Genomic DNA, 18,878 nt, shown 5'->3' on the forward strand with positions numbered 1-18,878 from the left:
GGGTCTCACACGTGATAAGCGGAATCGGGAATGTCCGTGATGAACATATAGCCCGGGGCATGGGTGATGGCGAAAGGCACGCCCGACGCCATGACGGCGGCTTGTGGCGTCACCCCGCAGGCCCAGAAGACCGGCACTTCGCCGGGCTCGACGCGCACCGGATCGCCAAAATCAGGCTTGGCGAGGTCGGCAATGCCCAGTTCCTGCGCTGCGCCGACATGCACGGGCGCGCCATGCACGGCCGGGAAGCGGCCGGAAATCGTCGCCGCATCGGCCACACGGTCGGCCGGGATCGGCCGCATGGAAACGACCATATTGCCCTTCAGCCGGCCTGCGGGCCGGCAGGCGCGGTTGGTCAGATACATCGGCACATTGCTCTTGTCGGTGATGTGGCGGATTTCGATACCGGCCTCCATCATCGGCGTTTCGAAGGTAAAGCTGCAGCCGATCAGAAAGGCCACGAGATCGTCGCGCTCCGCCCAGGCGGCGGTGGCGTTCGGCGTTTCTTCAACCAGCTTGCCGTCGCGCCAGATACGATAGAGCGGCAGGTCCGTGCGCAGATCGGCGCCCGGGGCCAGCAGCGTGGTCGGCGAGCCGGGGTCGGACACGTCGAGAACCGGGCAGGGCTTCGGATTCCGCTGCGCATAAAGCAGGAAATCAAAGGCCCAGTCGCGGGGCAGCACGATCATGTTGGCCTGCGTGAAGCCGGGCGCAATGCCGGATGTCGGTGCGACGCGGCCCTGACGATAGGCTGCGCGGGCTGCGCGCGCGGCCTCGGCATCCGTATGGCTGAGAAAATCGATCGGAGTTGCCATGGTTTCAGGCTCCCGCAGCAAAGGGGGTGATCGCGACGCCTTCGGCTTCGAAACGCAGGCGGATGGTCTGCGCGATTTCGACCGCGCCGGGGCTGTCGCCGTGAACGCAGATGGATTGCGCGGATATTTCGATCGCGGAACCATCAATCGCGGCCAGCGTGCCGGTGCGGGCGAGGCGCAGCATGCGATCGGCGATTTCATTCTTGTCGTGCAGAACCGAGCCGGGTTCGCGGCGCGAAACCAGTTCACCCTTCGGCGTGTAGGCGCGGTCGGCAAAGGCTTCGGCAACGACCTTAAGCCCGGCCTTGCGGGCGAGATCGAGAATGGGCGCATTGGCAAGGCCCATCAGGACCAGCTTCGGATCGATGGCGAGAATCGCGTCGATCACGGCCTGGCCCTGCTTGGCATCCCAGGCAATGCGGTTATAGAGCGCACCATGCGGCTTCACGTAGGTCACCTTTGTTCCGGCGGCCGCGGCGATGCCTTTCAGCGCGCCGATCTGGTAGATCGTGTCGGTAAAGAGCTGTTCGGGTGCAACATCCATGTCGCGGCGGCCGAAGCCGACCCGGTCCGGATAGGACACATGCGCGCCGACCGCGACGCCCTTTGCGGCCGCCGCCTTCACCGTGTTGTAGATGCCTGCAGGATCGCCGGCATGAAATCCGCAGGCGATATTGGCGCTGGAGACGATGGCCAGCATGGCCTCGTCCTGGCCCATGCGCCAGGCGCCATAGCCTTCACCCAGATCACTGTTCAGATCGATAGCAGCCATCGTGAAATTCTCCCGGAGCAATGGGCAGGATCGAAGCGATGATCCCGCTGTTGCGATTGCATGAAAACAAGGAATGAAGCGTTACAGGCGATGCGTTTCTAAACGCGGTCGCCTTGTAATATTCCGGCAGACGTGGCCACCGCGCCGGCGGCCACGTTTTCCCGGGCAGGGCGTGTCAGAGCCCGAGCAGTGCGAAGATCGGGCCTACCGACTTGTAGGCCATATACCATGTCAGGCAGCAGATCACGGCGCCGAGCACAAGCAGCCAGCGCGGATAGTTGTAGCCGTTCATCAGATCGGGCCGCTTCCAGGCCGCAAACAGCAGCATGGAAAGACCGATCGGCAGGACGAGGCCGTTGAGACCACCAACGAAGACCAGCATCGCGGCTGGCGGCGTGGTGATGATCACATAGGCGATCAGCGAGATGCAGATGAAGACGACCGTTGCGAGATTGCGCTGACGCTCGTTGATCTCCGGCTTGAAGGCGGTGAGGAACGATACCGATGTATAGGCGGCGCCGATGATGCTGGTCATGGCCGAGGCGAGGAAGACCGCGCCGAACAGACGGAAACCGATTTCGCCGGCCGCGGCGTGGAAGGCCTGGCCTGCCGGGTTTGCACCCTTGCCGGAAAGGTCGATGACAACGCCGCTGGCAACAACGCCGAGAACGGCAAGGAACAGGATGTAGCGCAGAACGCCGGTGATCGCGATGCCGCTCAGAGCCGCGCGGTTGATGGAGGGAATGCTGTCCACGCCAACCGTGCCCTTGTCGAGCAGGCGGTGTGCGCCGGCATAGGTGATGTAACCGCCGACCGTGCCGCCAACGATGGTGGTGATCGTGGCAAAGTCGATCGTGGAGGGCAGGAATGTCTGATGGAAGGCTTCGGCAACCGGCGGTCCGGAGACGATCGTCGCATAGAGGATCAGTGCGAGCTTGACGAAGGCGGCGACGAAGACCACGCGGTCCATGGCAACGCCGGCCCGGCGCGACAGGAAGATGGCGATGGCGGCCAGCGCTGCGGCCGCGCCGCCGATCTTCGGATCAAGATCGATCATCGCGTTGAGGCCAAGCCCTGCGCCACCGATATTGCCGACATTGAAGAACAGGCCGCCGATGATGACGAGAACGGCCAGCACATAGCCGGAGCCGGGAATGGCGGCATTGGCAATTGCCGGCGCGCGCATGCGGGTGACAGCGACGATGCGCCAGACATTGGCCTGCACGACGAAGTCGATCAGGATGGAAACGAGGATCGCAAAGGCGAAGGCGGCGCCCAGCTTCACGGTGAATGTCGCAGTCTGCGTGATGAAACCAGGCCCGACAGCGGCCATGGACATCAGGAACATGGCGGAAAGCAGGGCGTAGCGCTGCGATTCCGCGCCTTTTGCCGTCGCGGGCTCGCGATCTGGCACTGGCTCGGTCTTCTGCATGATTTTTCTCCGTTTATCGTCACCCGCCCCTCGCGGATGCTTTTCACGGATCACATCATGAATTGGGGTTCAAGTTTGTCAAGATCGTTGAACAATATTTCAACATTACACAGCAATATAGTCATATTGCTGTGCAATGAGATGAATTTTTGGGCTAAGAATCCGTGTCGCTTGCTGAACATTTATGCTATGAGGCGGCCGTTCGGACGACACGGGCAACAGACTTGGCATAGCAGGCATTGGGGACGGACCAGCATGGTGGAGATGGCGGAAAGCTTGCCTGTCGCAGACAGGCTTGCCAGAGACATTCGCTCGATGCTGATTTCGGGCGAGTTGCAGCCGGGCCAGCGTGTGTCTGAAGCGGCTTTCAGCGAGCGGCTTAACGTGTCGCGCAACTCCCTGCGCGAGGCTTTCCGGCTTCTGACCAAGGAAGGGCTGCTCCAGCATGAGGCCAATCGCGGTGTCTTCGTCAGCGTGCCCAGCATGGCGTCGATCATGGACATCTATCGCGTCAGACGTCTCATCGAATGCGGCGCGCTCGCTCAGGCCTGGCGTCTCCATCCTGCCGTCAAGGCGATGCGTCAGGCTGTCGAAACGGCCAAGGCCCATCGCGATCGGAACGACTGGCAGGGTGTCGGCAGCGCCAACATGATGTTCCATGCCGCCGTCGTGGACTTGTCCGACAGCGCCAGGCTCAACGCCTTTTATGCGGGCATCGCTGCCGAACTGCGGCTCGGCTTCGGGCTTCTGGGGGATCCCGAACACCTGCACGCGCCATTTATAGACATGAACGATGAGATCGTGACGCTTATCGAGAATGATCGGCCAGCCGAGGCGGCAGGCCGCATGAACGAATATCTGACGCTGTCAGAACGCGTCATCCTCAAGGCCTTCGAAAAGGTTTCCGACGGGGCCTGAGACCGCAACACGCCTCGTAGACCGGTCCTGACGATCAGAGGAGATTCGCCAGTCGGCAGAACTCTTCCACCGAAAGCGTTTCGGCCCGCCGTTGCGGATCGATATCCGCCTTCAGCAGCAGTGCTTCGCCGCCGAGGCTTTTCAGGCTTTGCCGCAGCATCTTGCGGCGCTGTCCAAAGGCGGCTTCCGTGACCCTGCCGAGCTTTTTCGCGTCGCAGTCGATCGGGTTTTCGCGCGGCGTCAGGTGAACCACGGTGGATGTGACCTTGGGCGGCGGGGAGAAGGCCTGGGGCGGCACGTCAAATTCCCGATGCGCCCGCGTGCGCCAGCCGGCGAGAACAGCCAATCGACCGTAATGGTCGTCATCAGGCCCTGCGGTGATGCGCTCGCCGACTTCCTTTTGGAACATCAGCGTCAGCGACTGCCAGAACGGCGGCCAGACCGGCGGCAGCAGCCAGTTGAGAAGCAGCTGTGTTCCGACATTGTAGGGCAGGTTGGCGATGACTGCGACAGGCCCGTCCTTCGGCGCGAGGCCGGTGAAATCCGTCTTCAGCGCGTCGCCGCTGAGAACCTCGAGTTTGCCCGGATAATGCGCAGAGATCTCGGCCAGGGCCGGCAGGCAACGCTCGTCGCGCTCGACCGCAATGACCTTCTTCGCATTCAGCGAGAGGATGGCGCGCGTCAGGCCGCCGGGGCCGGGTCCGACCTCAAAAACGGTCACGTTCTCGAGTGGTCCTGCGGTGCGGGCGATCTTCTGCGTCAGGTTCAGGTCGAAGAGAAAGTTCTGGCCGAGCGATTTCTTCGCATCCAGTCCATGCGCGGCGATCACGTCGGAGAGTTTCGGCAGGCCATCGATCGTCGCCATGTCAGGCTGCCTTTTCGGCCATGTCTGCGGCCATTTTCAGGGCTGCGATCAGACTGTCCGGCTTTGCCTTGCCGCTGCCGGCGATGGAGAAGGCAGTGCCATGGTCTGGCGAGGTGCGGATGAAGGGAAGTCCCAGCGTCGCGTTCACGCCATCGTCGAAGGCGAGCGTCTTGGCCGGAATCAGTGCCTGATCGTGATACATGCAGATCGCCACGTCATAGGTTTCGCGCGCCGCCGCATGAAACATCGTGTCGGCGGGCAGGGGCCCGAAAGCCTCGATGCCCTCTGCGCGCAACCGGTCGATGGCGGGGCGGACAATTGCGTCATCCTCTTTGCCAAGCGCACCGCCTTCACCCGCATGCGGGTTCAGCCCGCTGACGGCGAGGCGCGGCCGGGCGATGCCGAATCGGCTTGTCAGGTCGCGAGCCGTGATCCGCGCCGTCTCGACGATCAGATCTTCCGTCAGCGTCTCGGCGATCCGGATCAGCGGAATGTGGATCGTGACCGGCACGGTGCGTAGCTGAGGGCTGGCAATCATCATGACCGGGATTGGGGCTTTGCCATCCGGTCCCGCCGCGAGATCGGCGAGATATTCGGTATGGCCCGGAAAGCGGAACCCGGCGGAATAGAGCACGGATTTTGCGATGGGGCAGGTGACGACCGCCGCTGTGCGCCCGGCCTGCGTTTCCTCCACCGCCCGGCGGATCGCCTCGATGATGGAACTCGCATTGGCGCTGTCGGGTTCGCCGGCAGACACGGGTGCGGTTGAGCGAATGCCAAGAACGGGCAGGGCGTTTGCAAAAACGGATGACGCCGCTTCCGGCGTCGCCTGCGCGATCGGAACAGTAAGACCCAGCATCTGCGCACGCGTGGCAAGCGCATCCGGATCGCCGAGATAGAGGAAAGGTGGGACGCCATGCTCCCGCCGCCGTGCCCAGGCCATCAGGGCGATATCCGGGCCGATACCGGCGGGATCGCCCTGACTCAGCGCAAGTGGCTTCCGCAAGCTCATCGGCGCGCCCTTGTCCGTCACTTCAGGACGACGTTGGCTTTGGCGCGAAGCTCTTCCAGATACTTCTTGGCGTTGGGGTCGACTTCGTTCTGTTTGCCCGGCTTCTTCAGGTCTTCTTCGCGGAAGACGGCCGCGGCTGCAGCGTCGTCGCTGACTTCGCGCTTCGAGCAGATGGCGATGAATTCCACGCCGCGCGGGGTCACCTGCGTCGAGGTTGTGCCGCCTGCCGGCGCCTTCTTGATCAGCTCTTTCCAGTTGTCGGGCAGCTCGGGCTCAAGGAAGCGGCCCAGATCCTTGACCGAAACGTCGCGCATGGTCGCGGCAAACGCCTTGGCCTGCTCGCAGCCGGGGAACTTCTTGCGCGAGGCTTCTGCCTCCGCCTTGCGCTTGCCGGTGATGCCGCGCTTGTTCTCGGGCACCACGAAGATGACCTGCTTCAGGATATATTCGTTGACCTTCGGACGGTTCGCGCCGCTCTTGGCGATGCGTGCGCCGATGTCGCCGGCGGTCAGCTTGTTGCTGTCGCCAAAGCGCGCCTGCACGGCTCGCGGCCAGCTCATCGAGATGGCGATGAAGGACTTGAAGTGATCGACGGTCACGCCGGACTTCGTCATGATCGTGTTGAGCTGTTCCAGCGAAAGCTTGTTGTTCGCAGCAAAGCGCGCATAGGCGGCATCCACATCGTCGCCGCTCACCGATGTCTGGGTGGCCAGAACGCCCATGCGTTCGATAGCCTCATCCACCAGTTGCTGCCGTGCAAGGCTGTTGAGGTTTCCCTTGGCGCGCTGCAGACGCAGGAAGTTCACCCGCTTGGCAACGTCGCCGCTGGTGATAGGCGTTCCGTTGACGACGGCGACAACCGTCGTGCTCGCGGCCTCGGCCATCATCATCTGCGGCGCGATCGCCGGGGCGATCACGGTCATTCCAAAGGAGATCGAAAGTGCGGTGACAGCCGCCTTGAAGCTCAACATTTCAAAGTTTCCTTCCCGGGCAAGTCATGAAGCCCCCGATGACTTGCCGCTCCATAACATGATGCAGCAAGTCATTCAAACTGCCGACGCGAATAGTTCAGATTTTAGGCGAAGTCGCGGCGGAGAAAAGCCGCAACTCAGAAGGAGGAACTTGCCGCGTCGCCGACGCGCACGTCGCCCAGCGTACGGAAGGTAAGCCGTGCGCCAACCGCCCAGTCGCTGCCCGAATTATTGTTCGTGTCGCGCGTTTCGGTAAACCCGATGGCGAAGATCGTGCACTCGTCCTCATAGCTCAGGCCGACCGTGCTCGAATTCAGCAGGCGCTTGCGCAGGTCGTAGTTCACCGTGCCGTAGAGCTTCCAGTAGTTCTTGAACTTCACACTGTTGGTCAGGATGAGCTGTTCCCGGGTCTCGGCTGCGCCATATTCCGGCTGCGGAGCGATGCGCGAATAGGTCGCCGAGACGTTATAGGCCTTCGAGCCGTAGCTCAGGGTCGAATCAAGTCTTGCGACCTGGAAATTCTCTTTCTTCAGGCGCACGCTCTCGGTTACGCCAAGCCCGAAAGGCGTCTGCACGTTCACCATGCCGACATAGTCCGAAGCCCGCTTGTCGAGGCCGGAGTTCCAGCCCGCGTAAACGAGATCGGTCTGCGCAAACGAGTTACGACCGGCAACCTGGAAGGACTGGCCCGCGATGGCGTTGAGCGAATAGCCGCTGTCGAACGTACCGCGGTAGCGGATGCCGAGGTTGGCGCGCGTACCACCTTCGATGCGATCATAGCCCGAGAACTTGTCCCGATCGAACAGATTGGTGGCGTCGAAGACGAAGCTCTGCGCGTCCTCGTTGGGCAGGCGCCCGGCCATCTGCTCGTCCGGCCGGACGAAAATCTGACCGATCGGCTCGATGATATGCTCGCTGCCCGGCATGGTGATGAGGAACGGATAGCTGACCTCGGTTCCCGCAGTGATCATGCTGCGCGTCGACGCGATGCCGGAACCGAAATTACCGGCATAGGTATAAGTCCCGCTCGAGGGGGACTGCATGCCGAGCTGGAACGTGTCGGCGCGTGCCGCCAGAACCGGCGTGATGACAAAACCTTCATCGGAGACGAAACGGCGGCGCCACTGCGCATCGGCGCTCAGGCGGCTGGTTTCACCGCGCACACCGGGGAAGCGAGTCGTCGTGCCGGCCGTATAGGCGGCGAGCCCGCGATGCGTCAGATTGGTGAAGTTCAGATTGTAACTCAGCTCACCGCCAAGGATCGGCTTGTTGAGCACGGCATTATAGTCGAGAACCGGGTGAACGAACGCCTGCTGATATTCGGCCGTGTTCTTCGCGTCGGCATCCTGCACGTCAAAATAATAGGAGTGGATGTCGAAGTAGTTCCGCTTGCCGAGCCCGGTCAGATAGATCTGGTTCGTGAAGGTCGACGCGCCCGCGCCCTTCAGGCTGTAGGTCCGCGAGAAATTGTTGTCGGTCTGCGCCATAACGTCCCAGCCGAAGGTCCAGCGTGGGTTGATCTGGAAGGCGCCCGTGCTACGCACCATGGCGCGCTGGGTTTTCATCGCATCGCTGGTGCCGGCTACAAAGGCGGATGGCTTCTGCTGGTTGATTGCAGCCATCTGCAGCGTGTGCGTGCCGTTGTCGAAACGCTGGCGCAGCTCGCCGGACAGCAACAAGCCCTGCGTCGTGTAATAGGTCGGGCTGAATGTGAAGTCCGTGCTCGGATTGATCACATAGTAATAGGGAATGGTCGCGCCGAAACCGAGATTCTGCGCAGAGCTGAAAGTCGGGAACAGGAAGCCTGATTTCCGCTTCACCGTATGGTCCGGTACTTCGATGAAGGGCAGGTAGGCAATCGGCATGCCGAACAGCTCAAGCCGCGTTCCTTCCAGGCGAACGGTGTGGGTCTCGCCGTTCTCGATCACCTTGCGGGCCTTCACCTGCCAGAGCGGCGCCTTTTCCGGATTGTCCGCGCAGGGTTTGCAGGCCGTGTAGACGCCGTTCTGCAACACGAAGACGTTGGAGTTCACGCGCTGGCCGCTTTCGGCCGCGATATGCGTATCGTCCGTTGTTTCAATGCGCAGCGAATTAATGAAGCCCTGACCGAAATCGTCGGTTACGTCCATCTTGTCGGCATAGATCTTGTTGCCATCGGGTTCGACGACTTCGATCTTGCCGGCCGCGATCAGGCGCCCGGAGGCCTGGTCATAGGTCACTTCGTCGGCAACCAGCTTGTTGCCCTTGTAATTGATCTTAACCGCGCCGCTCGCGACCACCTTCTTGTGGTCGCGGTCATAAACCAGCTGGTTGGACGACAGATAAAGCTTCGCGTCATCCGATTGCGCGGATGTCTGATCCGGCAACGGAAGGATATTCTGTGCAACAGACGAACCGGCAGCGGCAAAAAGAGCGCATGCGGCTACACCTGCGAACAACGCAGTTCTCACGGTCGAAACGATCGCGCAATTCATTGCAGCCACTAGCCATCCTCTTGATGGAGCAGGATGGTTGCACCGATAGCCAGAGCCACAATGGCTGGTATCCAGGCCGCAACGAACGGAGGTACTACACCGCTGCTACCAAATGCTTTCGCAAGCATCGTCACCACATAAAGCATGAAGCCGGACAGGATTCCACCCAGAATTAATCCGGGGGACTGTGAAAGCCGGCTGAATTTTAGCGACACGGTGCCCGCAATCATCACCATGGCGATCAGGAAGACCGGCATGGACAGAAGCGAGTGATACTGTGTCTTGAGCGCATTGGTGGAAATGCCCAGCGCCCGGTTTGTCTCGATCTTGCGCGGAAGGTCAAAGAAACCAATGGTTTCCGGCTGGGAAAGCTGCTCTTGGACGAACTCGCGTTTCAAATTGGTTTCCACCTGTACTGACTTGAGACGCTTCGGCGGTTCGCCCGGTCGCGTTTCCAAAACGGTGTTAAGCTGCCAGTAACCACGTTCCAAGATGGCTTGCGCTGCATCCTGCCTTAGAACGATATTTCCCTGTGGATCAAAGTGGAAAATCACCACCCCGGAAAGCACCGTTCCGTTTTCCCCAACGGTGCGCGCACCGATGATGGCATCGTCGTTTCGGGTGATCTGTCTGAGCCAGGGAACGCCCGCCGATTGCGCGCTTGATGTCGCCCCGACGCGCGCTTCGAGGCTCGTTGCCGTGAGCATGCCCAGTGCGGCGAGCGGGTTGAGCACGGTCGTCACCAGAATGCCGGCAACCATCGCGCCGAAGATGAACGGCGCCATGAACTGCCAGACCGAAATGCCGGCAGCGCGCGTCACCACGAGCTCGTATTTCCGGTTCAGCGCGACGAGCGTGATGATCGAGGAGAAGAGCACGACGAACGGTGCCGTCTGCTGCAGCAGAAGCGGCAGACGCAGCACCGTCAGCCAGAAGGCATCCATCAGGTGTGCTTGCGAGGAATCCGGAATCTTGCTCGAGTTCTCGCTGAAATCGACAAGGAAGATGATGCCCGCGACGCCGAGGAAGAACCAGCCCAGCGTCTTCATGTAGCGCCCGAAGAAGTAGCGTCCGAGTGTCCAGGGAATCTGCATGACCTAGCGTCTCCCTCGTCCGGCCGGCCGAAGCCTGCTGAGCCCCGGCGCCAGCCAGTTCGGCAGGGTCAGGGATCGCGCGCTGAGAATCATGATGATCGACACGACCACGATCGCCAGCGGCATGATGTAGAGCGGCAAGATATAGGCCGACGATTCCGCGATCTGGTTCGATATATAATAAGACACCCAGCGCAGCACGAAGGCGATGGCCAGTGCCGAGATGACAGGATGCAGGCGAATCTCGCGCTGGGTGCGCGCGCGTCCCGCGATCAGGAAGGCAATCAGGCCATAAACCAGCGGGAAACTCCATTCCGTCAGGCGGCGGTGAAATTCCGCTGTGTAATCCCCCTTGTTGGCCGCATAGTCGCGGTCGTTCGGGTCGGGGTGGAACAGGAAGGGAAGGTCGCGGTCGATGGCGCGCAATGTCATGCCGCCGCGCGACTTGGTCAGCTGGGACAAGTCGAACGCATAGGAATCGAATCGGACGACAGAGATGTCTCCATTGGGTGAGCGCCTGTCCACTTCGCCGTCATGCATGACCAGTGTCGTGCCGGTCTCGTCGATCGCGCCTTCCTTGGCGTAGTAGACGAGCTCCGAATCGGGATCGCGATAGTCGGCGACGAAGATCCCCGCCAGCGTCCGGCCATGCAGGCGCTTCGAGATCTGCAGATAAAGACCGTCATCGATCTTTCGGAATGTCTTCTCTTCGATAACCGACGACAGAAGGTCGGCATAGACGGCGGCAATCATCTTGCGCGCCTGCACGCGAACCACCGGCTCCACGAGGTTGTCGACAGCAAAGGAGAGGGCGCAGGCGCCGAGGGCAACGACCAATACCGGCCTCAGGAGCCGTCTGCGCGGCATGCCCGCGGCGTCGATGACAGCAAATTCCGAATCCGCATTCATCGCCGAAAAGGTCTGCGCGACGCCGATGACGACGCCGAAAGGGATGACCATGGGAATGATCGTCGGAAGAATCAGGCCCGCCAGCTGGAAGAATGAGGAGATCGACTGGCCGCTGTCCGTCACGAGATTGACGCGCGCCAGGACCTGAACAATCCAGATGACTGCCAGCACCGGCAAGATTGACGCTATCGCCATCTTGACCACGCGCAGGGCTATGTACCGTTCAATCAGCGTCATGCATCTTCTAGGCTCAGGGCCGTGTCTGAGCCGACCGGGCCGGAAGCGGACCCAGTTCGGCGGTTGTCGTCAAATAGGTCCCCAATACCCAGCTGTACACCCCCGGCGGCCTCCCAGATTTGCCTGACCGCGACGGCGACAGACTCGCTTTAGCATGACGAGTGCGGCGAAAATACAGACAAAGCTGCTCGCGTGCCATAGCGACAACAAGTTATGCCATGGAGCTTTTGCCAGCGTTGTCGCGTTCGTTCCATCCGAAGATTGCGGCGAGCAATTCAAAGACGACAATCGCCGAAAGCCAGGCAAGCACGGCGTCCGAAAGAAAGTGCCGGCCGAAGAACACCCGGAGCAGCGCCGTGACGATCGAGATCGACAGCACGGGCCAGAAGACCCATCGGCGCGCCTGCGGGGGCATGAGGGCCAGAAGGCAGAAAAGCCAGCCGGCGCTCGCCGCCTCGCCGGAAATGAACGAGCAGTTCGATGTGCAGGCGCCGGAAAAGCTGCCTGCCGGCGTGAACGGCCAGGGGCCGGAGAAGATCGATGTGTCCGCCGGACGAGGGCGCCCTGAATGCGCCTTCAGCAGCATGTTGACGAGCAGGCCCGCGTCCAGGATCCAGGCAGAAAGGGCGATCAGGCGGTTCTTGCGGCTGGCTTCGGGCCAGTCGAGCTTCCGGTCGAGCGCCGGGACGATCAGGGAGGCGACGAGCGCAATCGCAGCCACCACAGGTAGATAGTAGAGAATCATGCGGATAAAATTGAAGAAGGGGATTTCCCCCAGCGCAAACATCCCGCAGTGCCCGGCGACGCTGCCGGGCGCGCAGGCCGATGTCGTGTAGAACAGCCGCGAGAAGCCTATGTCTGCCGACGGAAAAAGCCGAAAGAACACAAGGATAACGAGCCAGCTCGCGAATAGGATCCAGAAATTCCTGAATGGCCGATCCTGTTGCATGCGCTGACCTTTCTTTGGTTCGGCCGCTGTCTATCAACCTCGCTTTGGCCGATCAAGCGTCTTCGTCTCTTGCATTCCGAAGCCGAACCGTGATGAAACGGGCGCATACGGCAATTGGCTTGCAGGAGGCGCATGTGGCTGGCGAGATCGAAATCAAGGTGCGGAAGTCCGCGGACGTGAAAGGCGGGACGGTCATCGTCCTGAAGACCAAGGAGGGGGCCGCCACCTCCGGCGCTACCGAACTTGCACCCGCCGATGTCATCGAACGGGCTTCCAGGGCATCGGATTTCAAGGCGTCGCGACTGTCCACCTGCGTGATTCTCGCCCCGCACGGTTCGCCCGCCGACAAGCTGATCGTGCTCGGCATGGGCGAGGCGGAGAGCCTGACGGAAAATGATTGGCTGAATGCCGGTGGCGCAGCGGCCGCTGCGTTCGGCAAATCCGCCGACGTCACGATTTTCCTCGACATGCCCGATGCCGCACCCGATGCGGCCCTGCTGGCGCAATTCGTCCTCGGGCTCAGACTGCGGGCCTACAAGTTCGATCGCTACAAGGTCGCAACGAAGAAGGGCGAGGATGACGGTGCCGATCCCGCAAGGATCAAGGTCACGGTCGTTGCTGCCGCTGCCGTCGACGCGAAGAAGGCGCTCTCCGCCTCCGACGCGATCGCGGAAGGTGTGGAACTGGCGCGCAATCTCGTCAACGAGCCGGCCAATATTCTGGGGCCGCTGGAATTCGCCGAATACGCCGTTGCGCTTGGCAAGCTCGGCGTCACCGTCGAGGTCCTGACGGAAAAGGACATGAAGAAGCTCGGCATGGGCGCGCTTCTGGCCGTTGGTCAGGGCTCGGTTCGTCCGCCGCGCCTCGTCGTCATGCAATGGTCCGGCAGCAAGGCGGATGAGAAGCCCGTGGCCTTCGTCGGCAAGGGCGTCGTCTTCGACACCGGTGGCATTTCGATCAAGCCGGCCGGCGGCATGGAAGAGATGAAGGGCGACATGGGCGGCGCTGCCGCCGTGATCGGTCTTCTGCACACGCTCGCCGCCCGCAAGGCCAAGGTCAACGCCATCGGCATTCTCGGCCTCGTCGAAAACATGCCGGACGGCAATGCCTATCGCCCCGGCGATGTGGTTACCTCCATGTCGGGCCAGACGATTGAAGTGCTGAACACCGACGCCGAGGGCCGACTGGTCCTGTCTGATGCGCTGCATTATTGCAACGAGCGCTTCAAGCCGAAGCTGATGATCAATCTCGCCACGCTCACAGGCGCGATTGGCGTGGCGCTTGGTCCGCATCATGCCGGTCTCTTCTGCAATGACGACGCGCTGGCGGCGGCGCTGACAAGCGCCGGGCTGAAGACGGACGAGAAGCTGTGGCGCATGCCGCTCGGCAAGGACTACGACAAGATGATCGACAGCAAGATCGCCGATATGAAGAACACCGGGGGACGTCAGGCCGGCGCGATCACGGCGGCGCAGTTCCTCAAGCGCTTCGTCGGCTCAACACCGTGGGCGCATCTTGATATCGCCTCGACCGCCATGGGCGCGCCCTCGACCGAAGTCAACCAGTCCTGGGGCTCGGGTTTTGGCGTGCGCTTGCTGAACGCCTTCGTCGCCGACAATCACGAGGGTTGATCGCTGGCGGAGATCCTCTTCTATCACCTGACTGAATCGAAACTGGAGGAGGCGCTGCCGCCTCTGGTGGAGAAGTCTGTTGCGCGCGGCTGGAAGGTGGTGCTGCAATTTGCCGACGAGCCGGCGCGTGATCGGATCGACGCACATCTGTGGACCTGGCGGGAACAGAGCTTCCTGCCGCACGGTATCGAAGGCGGCGACGCAGATGCACGCCAGCCTATTCTGCTGACCACGGGCGAGGGGAATGCCAACGGAGCCAATATCCGCTTCCTGTGCGCAGGCGCGGACATTGCGGACGCCGATGGTTACGAACGCGTCGTCGTGATGTTCGATGGTCATGATAACGAACAGCTGGACCGCGCCCGCGGTCAGTGGCGGCGCTTTTTAGGCCCCGCCAACCAGCTGACCTACTGGCAGCAGAATGGCGCAGGCGGCTGGGAGCGCAAGGCCTAGCTCCTGCGTCCTAGCTTCCGGAAAGCGTGATGGTGTCGGAGACGCGCGGCCTGTTAAGGCCGTAGCGCGTGTAGGAATAGGTGCTGGTGCCGGTAATCGGTCTCAGAAGCGAGGCGAACGGGGTCGTGATATTATAGGTCGCCTTGGCGATGACGATCTGCACACCGCTCTGCAGGATGGTTTTAGACACGCTGAAAGGGGGTGTGCTGCCCACCGGCCAGGCTGAGGTGTTGTAGGCGCGGGACCAGGCGACGCTCGTGTTCAGAAGCGAATCCACGTTCAGGGCCGAAACGACGATCGTCAGTGTCCCGTTGGGAAAGGGCTGAATGATCGTCCCCGTACCGCTCAGGATCGCATCGAGATTCTTGGTCGTCCAGGTTGCCTGCTGTGCGGCCATGTCCGATGCGGTGGCCGCGATCTGGCTCATTTTTCGCTCGACCATCAGGGCCTGGCCGAAGTCTTCCGCCGCAGCCATCAGGACCAGGATGATGGGCAGGATCAGCGCGAACTCGATCGCTGAAAGTCCCCGCCGGTCTACAGCAAGCTGCGCGAGCCGGGCGTGGCATTTCTTGTGATAGGACAGGAGCGTGCGCATCAGGAGGGCTCGTTCCTGAAAAGGCTGGCGGCGCCCAGGATATAGGTCCCGTCCTTCAGCTGCGCGCCGGCGAAATTATACATCGGCAGGATCGGTTTCCACGGCAGATAGGCATGGATCAGCACATAATCTCCGCTCTTGCCGGTCGTGTATTGTTCGGTCACGGTCAGAACACCATTGGTGGTCGGCGGGTTGTTGGGAACGGAGGACATGTCCGTGATCACCACGGCAACCACCAGAAGCTGGGACGAGCAGCTGAACGAAAGCGCCAGATTGGCGCAGAGGTCGTTCTTGAAGTTCGAGATCGTCCAGCCGTTCGTTGTGGCATATCCCGTCCGCACCTTGCGCGCACTCTTGATCAATGCGCCGTCCAACCCGGTCTCGATGAAGAACATCAGCGAAATCTGCAGGATGACGAAGATGATGGTGAAGAACGGCAGCACCAGCAATGCAAACTCGACCGCGGCGGCACCCTGGCGGTTGCGCCTGAAGGCCGACGATGCAGAGCGGAGCCGGCGGATCATTGCGTCAGTCTCACCGAGCTCAGGTAGCTGTTGAAAATGGTCGACAGGCCGTTGGCGATATCGGTCTTGTCGCTCGCCGAGATGAAGAGCTGGCTTGATGTGGCGCAATCCGTCAATGCGTATTGCAGATAGTCGCGCCGCGCGATGTTGCCCGAGACGTTCGAGCGCATGACGCCGCCCCAGTTGTAATACCAGTTGGCGCTGTTCATGCTCATGCCGAGCGTATCGTTGTAGCCCCAGTCATAGGGGATGGCGAGATATTCTGTATCGAGAACGCCTATGGTCACACCGCTCGCCTTCATCGGGCTGCACCAGGCCGGGTTCATCGGCGCGACATAGGTTCTCGTCGTATCGTTGGTCAGTACCCACGGTCTCGTCGATTGCGCGCCGTCGGTCAGGATGAGGACGAGTTTCAGTGGCTTGCTTGTGGACGATCCGTCGCCTGCAGTTCCTACCAGCTTCGTCAGAGTGCTCAGCGTATTGTTGAAATAGGTTACCGGCTGCGATGTCGCGCTCGTCAATCCGTAGGCGTCATCCGTCAGCGCCTTCTTCAGCGTCGTGGTCGAGGATGTCTGTGGAACGGCCGTGTAGAGGTCTTGTCCGAAATAGTAGAGGCCTGCGGTGATATGCTGCGTTTTGGCATTGGAGTTGGCGATCATGTCGATCACCTGTCCGGCCGCCGTCAGGGAAACATCTGTGCGCAACGTGATCGGTGTGCTGGTGGTCGTATTGTAGAATTTCACCAGATCGTAGATGTTGTCGAATTTTGCCGTATATGTTTTGCCATTTTTCTTGTAGGCATACTTGAAATATGTGTTGTCGAAGTCGTGGCAGGCAAATTCGCACTGAAGATAGTTTCTGTAATACCTCGCCGGATCGGAATAGGACGTGTTGTAGAGCAGGTTGAGAAAGTTCGTTCGGTCCGCCTGTGACGCAGGCAGCAGCATGGAAGCCGATTTGTCGAGAACGATATAGACCTGCAGGTATGAGCTTGAGGGACCCTTCGCGACCGACTTTGCGGCCACAGGCACGGAGCGAACGTTCGCGAGCCTCATGAAGATGGTCGGAACCGTGGCCTGCAGCGTTGCGGAAACCTGATGGTTGGTCGTATCGACGACCAGATTATTGATCGTGATCGTGGTCGAAGCCAGATTGCCGTCCGCTGCGATCCAGTCGCTGATCTTCTGCTGCAGCTGCTGTGTCGTGAGCGTGTCGACGCTTTTGACGGCGGCGATGAGTGCCGCATCCAGATCCGCCTGCATCTTGGTCTGGATGTTGTAGGTGCGTGCAAGGTCGATACCGGCACCGACAGCGATAATGACCGGCGTTATGATCAGCGCGAAGGTCAGGCCGATATTTCCATCGGTCAATCGGCGGAAGCGCTCGATAATATTGATAAACCGGTTGCTCCAGCGCCGCATGGATCCTGCCAAGAATGAAAATACACTTCAACCGGCGCCCCCGGCTGCCTTTATCACTGTTAGCGCAAACCGGTTTCCCCTTTGTTAAGACAATCGGGACAAGTCGCTGCACCTCGTGCAAATGGAACGGACGGGACCAGAAGCGAGCCATCTCCGTTCAGACCGTTACCAATTTGTCACCGAACATTGCTTCCGAATTCACCCGGCGCACCTATATCCATAGGAGGCATCAATGCCGGTAAACGAAAGGAAACTGCAATGTCTGAACTCGTTGTCATCGGCTATAACACCCAGAGCGAGGCGGAAGCCGCCCGCGATGGGCTCTACAAGCTTTCCAAGGAATATCTGATCGAGATCGAGGACGCTGTCGTCGCAACCGCAGAGCCCGATGGGCAGATCAAGTTGCACCAGATGGTCAATCTCTGGGCCATGGGCGCGTCAAGCGGCGCGTTCTGGGGTCTTCTCGCCGGGCTCGTTTTCCTCAACCCCATCGTCGGCGTGGCGGCAGGGGCGGGCGCAGGCGCCCTTGCAGGTGCCCTGTCCGATTACGGCATCAACGATGCCTTCATGAAGGATGTCGCCGCTGTCCTCCAGCCCGGGCAGGCTGCCCTTTTCATCTCCGCCAAGCGCGCAACCTCGGACCGTGTCGTCGAGGAAATGCGTAAATTCGGCGGCCGTATCCTGCGCACCAATCTGGATCGGAGCCAGGAACAGGCCCTGCGCGAGGCCTTCGAGACGGCGCGGCGGGAGGTTCTGGCGCAAGACGCTGCAGCTTCGGCGGAAAACTCCCTCGACCGGCCGGCCTGAGACGATGAAGGCGAAGAAACGGCGGTGGGCCCGAAGGCCCGCCGCAGTCAGTTGGAATGCAGCCCCTTAATGGTCGTTTGAGGCAAACAGCCCGCCTTCGGGTGTCCGGCTGCGGCGGTAGCGTAGCGTGACGACCTTGTAGCCTTCGTCTTCCAGCCGCGACAGAAGGAGCGGCAACATGGAAACCGTGCGCGCATGGATGTCGTGCATCAGGATGATGCCCTTGCGCTGGTGGTGGATGACGGCCATCGTCCGTTCCAGAACCGCGTTCGGGCTGCTCTTGAAATAGTCCTTGGAGTCGATGTTGACGTCCATGACGACCGTGCCGCGATTGGCGAGTGCCGATCGGATCTTGCGCGTATCGGCAAGATAGGGAAAGCGGAAGAAGCCGACCGGCGCATCGACCGCGTCACTCACCGCATGCTGGCCCTTGTCGATCTCGGCCATGGCCGTTTCGAAATTCAGAGCCGCGAGGTTGCGATGGCTGAACGTGTGGCTGCCGATCGAATGGCCGCGTCGCACGACATCGCGGGCGATTTCCGGATGACTGCGCGCCATCTGCCCCACCATCATGAAGCTGGCTTTCACCTGGAAACGATCGAGCACGTCCAGGATCTGCTCCGTCTTGCCCGGCATCGGGCCATCGTCGAAAGTGAGGATCAGTTCCTTGTCCGCCAGCTGGATGTCCGAGATCGAGCCGACGGAGAGGGTGCGTCCTGCAAGCCCACCGCTGGAAAAAATGCTGCCCACGCGTGCCGGCGAGCCCGGCTTGATCCAGGCGGTCGGCTCCATCTTCACGGGATCGTTCGCCTTGAGCCGGCGATGCTCGTCCGCACCGGGTGCGTAGGAGGATTTGAGCGAGGGTTCGCCATCCTTCTCCGTCTTCGTGGTGTTGCAGCCGGCCAGCATGAGGCAGGACAGCGCAACGGCGAACAAGGGCTTAATTTGCATGAAGGAATCGCTCGGGACATCGAAAAGAAGGAATGTCCGATCATTCGG

18 protein-coding genes are annotated in these 18,878 nt (G+C 61.0%); 4 read left to right on the forward strand and 14 right to left on the reverse strand.

Annotation, left to right across the window (positions count from 1 at the left end; all coding sequences use genetic code 11):
- Window positions 1-5: 5 nt before the first annotated feature.
- The 3 genes from LQK83_RS07385 to LQK83_RS07395 all read right to left on the reverse strand — a co-directional run bounded on the left by LQK83_RS07385 (window position 6) and on the right by LQK83_RS07395 (window position 3,019).
- The gene (locus tag LQK83_RS07385) at window positions 6-815 is read right to left on the reverse strand and encodes a putative hydro-lyase (RefSeq protein ID WP_230836717.1); all 810 of its coding nucleotides are present in this window, start codon (window positions 813-815) and stop codon (window positions 6-8) included.
- Between the two features lie 4 nt (window positions 816-819).
- Complete coding sequence (locus tag LQK83_RS07390; protein WP_230836718.1) at window positions 820-1,587, reverse strand: LamB/YcsF family protein; 768 nt, start codon at window positions 1,585-1,587, stop codon at window positions 820-822.
- 175 nt (window positions 1,588-1,762) lie between these two features.
- The gene (locus LQK83_RS07395) at window positions 1,763-3,019 is read right to left on the reverse strand and encodes an NRAMP family divalent metal transporter (protein WP_230836719.1); all 1,257 of its coding nucleotides are present in this window, start codon (window positions 3,017-3,019) and stop codon (window positions 1,763-1,765) included.
- 255 nt (window positions 3,020-3,274) lie between these two features.
- On the opposite strand from LQK83_RS07395, the gene LQK83_RS07400 reads away from it, so the two are divergent.
- On the forward strand, window positions 3,275-3,937 hold the full coding sequence (locus LQK83_RS07400; protein ID WP_230836720.1) for a GntR family transcriptional regulator: 663 nt from the start codon (window positions 3,275-3,277) through the stop codon (window positions 3,935-3,937).
- Window positions 3,938-3,971: 34 nt separating this feature from the next.
- On the opposite strand, the gene rsmA is transcribed toward LQK83_RS07400, so the two are convergent.
- From rsmA to LQK83_RS07435, 7 genes are all read right to left on the reverse strand, one after another.
- A complete protein-coding gene (rsmA, locus tag LQK83_RS07405) occupies window positions 3,972-4,802 on the reverse strand; it encodes a 16S rRNA (adenine(1518)-N(6)/adenine(1519)-N(6))-dimethyltransferase RsmA (protein ID WP_230836721.1) in 831 nt (276 codons plus the stop codon).
- A 1-nt stretch (window position 4,803) separates the two neighbouring features.
- The gene (gene pdxA, locus LQK83_RS07410) at window positions 4,804-5,814 is read right to left on the reverse strand and encodes a 4-hydroxythreonine-4-phosphate dehydrogenase PdxA (protein ID WP_230836722.1); all 1,011 of its coding nucleotides are present in this window, start codon (window positions 5,812-5,814) and stop codon (window positions 4,804-4,806) included.
- A gap of 17 nt (window positions 5,815-5,831) precedes the next feature.
- Window positions 5,832-6,785 (reverse strand): peptidylprolyl isomerase, encoded by a 954-nt coding sequence (locus LQK83_RS07415; protein ID WP_230836723.1) that lies wholly within the window; start codon window positions 6,783-6,785, stop codon window positions 5,832-5,834.
- Between the two features lie 137 nt (window positions 6,786-6,922).
- A complete protein-coding gene (locus LQK83_RS07420) occupies window positions 6,923-9,268 on the reverse strand; it encodes an LPS-assembly protein LptD (protein WP_442966720.1) in 2,346 nt (781 codons plus the stop codon).
- Window positions 9,268-10,353 carry an LPS export ABC transporter permease LptG gene (gene lptG / locus LQK83_RS07425; protein WP_230836725.1) on the reverse strand — a complete coding sequence of 362 codons (1,086 nt, stop codon included), beginning with the start codon at window positions 10,351-10,353 and terminating at the stop codon, window positions 9,268-9,270. The genes LQK83_RS07420 and lptG overlap by 1 nt, the downstream gene beginning before the upstream one ends.
- Window positions 10,354-10,356: 3 nt before the next feature.
- Window positions 10,357-11,499, reverse strand: coding sequence for an LptF/LptG family permease (locus LQK83_RS07430; protein WP_230836726.1), 1,143 nt, complete (start codon window positions 11,497-11,499; stop codon window positions 10,357-10,359).
- A 211-nt stretch (window positions 11,500-11,710) separates the two neighbouring features.
- Window positions 11,711-12,286, reverse strand: a complete 576-nt coding sequence (locus LQK83_RS07435) for a phosphatase PAP2 family protein (RefSeq protein WP_230836727.1) — start codon at window positions 12,284-12,286, stop codon at window positions 11,711-11,713.
- Between the two features lie 296 nt (window positions 12,287-12,582).
- Here LQK83_RS07435 and LQK83_RS07440 point away from each other — a divergent pair, with 296 nt between their 5' ends.
- A complete protein-coding gene (locus LQK83_RS07440; RefSeq protein WP_230836728.1) occupies window positions 12,583-14,079 on the forward strand; it encodes a leucyl aminopeptidase in 1,497 nt (498 codons plus the stop codon).
- 3 nt (window positions 14,080-14,082) lie between these two features.
- Window positions 14,083-14,532: a DNA polymerase III subunit chi gene (locus tag LQK83_RS07445; RefSeq protein WP_230836933.1), complete on the forward strand. Its 450-nt coding sequence runs from the start codon at window positions 14,083-14,085 to the stop codon at window positions 14,530-14,532.
- 10 nt (window positions 14,533-14,542) lie between these two features.
- On the opposite strand, the gene LQK83_RS07450 is transcribed toward LQK83_RS07445, so the two are convergent.
- The 3 genes from LQK83_RS07450 to LQK83_RS07460 are packed head-to-tail and all read right to left on the reverse strand — an operon-like array spanning window position 14,543 to window position 17,072.
- Window positions 14,543-15,127: a TadE/TadG family type IV pilus assembly protein gene (locus tag LQK83_RS07450; RefSeq protein WP_230836729.1), complete on the reverse strand. Its 585-nt coding sequence runs from the start codon at window positions 15,125-15,127 to the stop codon at window positions 14,543-14,545.
- Complete coding sequence (locus tag LQK83_RS07455) at window positions 15,127-15,651, reverse strand: TadE/TadG family type IV pilus assembly protein (RefSeq protein ID WP_230836730.1); 525 nt, start codon at window positions 15,649-15,651, stop codon at window positions 15,127-15,129. The genes LQK83_RS07450 and LQK83_RS07455 overlap by 1 nt, the downstream gene beginning before the upstream one ends.
- On the reverse strand, window positions 15,648-17,072 hold the full coding sequence (locus tag LQK83_RS07460; RefSeq protein ID WP_230836731.1) for a TadE/TadG family type IV pilus assembly protein: 1,425 nt from the start codon (window positions 17,070-17,072) through the stop codon (window positions 15,648-15,650). Before LQK83_RS07460 ends, LQK83_RS07455 begins: the two co-directional genes overlap by 4 nt.
- Window positions 17,073-17,330: 258 nt before the next feature.
- On the opposite strand from LQK83_RS07460, the gene LQK83_RS07465 reads away from it, so the two are divergent.
- Window positions 17,331-17,879, forward strand: coding sequence for a DUF1269 domain-containing protein (locus tag LQK83_RS07465; protein ID WP_230836732.1), 549 nt, complete (start codon window positions 17,331-17,333; stop codon window positions 17,877-17,879).
- A gap of 66 nt (window positions 17,880-17,945) precedes the next feature.
- Here LQK83_RS07465 and LQK83_RS07470 read toward each other — a convergent pair whose 3' ends face one another.
- Window positions 17,946-18,830 (reverse strand): polysaccharide deacetylase family protein, encoded by an 885-nt coding sequence (locus tag LQK83_RS07470; RefSeq protein ID WP_230836733.1) that lies wholly within the window; start codon window positions 18,828-18,830, stop codon window positions 17,946-17,948.
- Between the last annotated feature and the right edge of the window lie 48 nt (window positions 18,831-18,878).

Origin of the sequence: Rhizobium sp. C1 (assembly GCF_021026335.1) — a bacterium.
Lineage (GTDB): Bacteria > Pseudomonadota > Alphaproteobacteria > Rhizobiales > Rhizobiaceae > Ensifer_A.

Coding starts and splice junctions, on each gene's coding strand:
- rsmA (WP_230836721.1), bottom strand. CDS start 4,802: ATGGCGACGATCGATGGCCTGCCGAAACTCTCCGACGTGATCGCCGCG.
- LQK83_RS07395 (WP_230836719.1), bottom strand. CDS start 3,019: ATGCAGAAGACCGAGCCAGTGCCAGATCGCGAGCCCGCGACGGCAAAA.
- LQK83_RS07415 (WP_230836723.1), bottom strand. CDS start 6,785: ATGTTGAGCTTCAAGGCGGCTGTCACCGCACTTTCGATCTCCTTTGGA.
- LQK83_RS07435 (WP_230836727.1), bottom strand. CDS start 12,286: ATGTTTGCGCTGGGGGAAATCCCCTTCTTCAATTTTATCCGCATGATT.
- LQK83_RS07390 (WP_230836718.1), bottom strand. CDS start 1,587: ATGGCTGCTATCGATCTGAACAGTGATCTGGGTGAAGGCTATGGCGCC.
- LQK83_RS07385 (WP_230836717.1), bottom strand. CDS start 815: ATGGCAACTCCGATCGATTTTCTCAGCCATACGGATGCCGAGGCCGCG.
- LQK83_RS07450 (WP_230836729.1), bottom strand. CDS start 15,127: ATGCGCACGCTCCTGTCCTATCACAAGAAATGCCACGCCCGGCTCGCG.
- pdxA (WP_230836722.1), bottom strand. CDS start 5,814: ATGAGCTTGCGGAAGCCACTTGCGCTGAGTCAGGGCGATCCCGCCGGT.
- LQK83_RS07400 (WP_230836720.1), top strand. CDS start 3,275: ATGGTGGAGATGGCGGAAAGCTTGCCTGTCGCAGACAGGCTTGCCAGA.
- LQK83_RS07465 (WP_230836732.1), top strand. CDS start 17,331: ATGTCTGAACTCGTTGTCATCGGCTATAACACCCAGAGCGAGGCGGAA.
- LQK83_RS07460 (WP_230836731.1), bottom strand. CDS start 17,072: ATGCGGCGCTGGAGCAACCGGTTTATCAATATTATCGAGCGCTTCCGC.
- LQK83_RS07470 (WP_230836733.1), bottom strand. CDS start 18,830: ATGCAAATTAAGCCCTTGTTCGCCGTTGCGCTGTCCTGCCTCATGCTG.
- LQK83_RS07455 (WP_230836730.1), bottom strand. CDS start 15,651: ATGATCCGCCGGCTCCGCTCTGCATCGTCGGCCTTCAGGCGCAACCGC.
- LQK83_RS07430 (WP_230836726.1), bottom strand. CDS start 11,499: ATGACGCTGATTGAACGGTACATAGCCCTGCGCGTGGTCAAGATGGCG.
- lptG (WP_230836725.1), bottom strand. CDS start 10,353: ATGCAGATTCCCTGGACACTCGGACGCTACTTCTTCGGGCGCTACATG.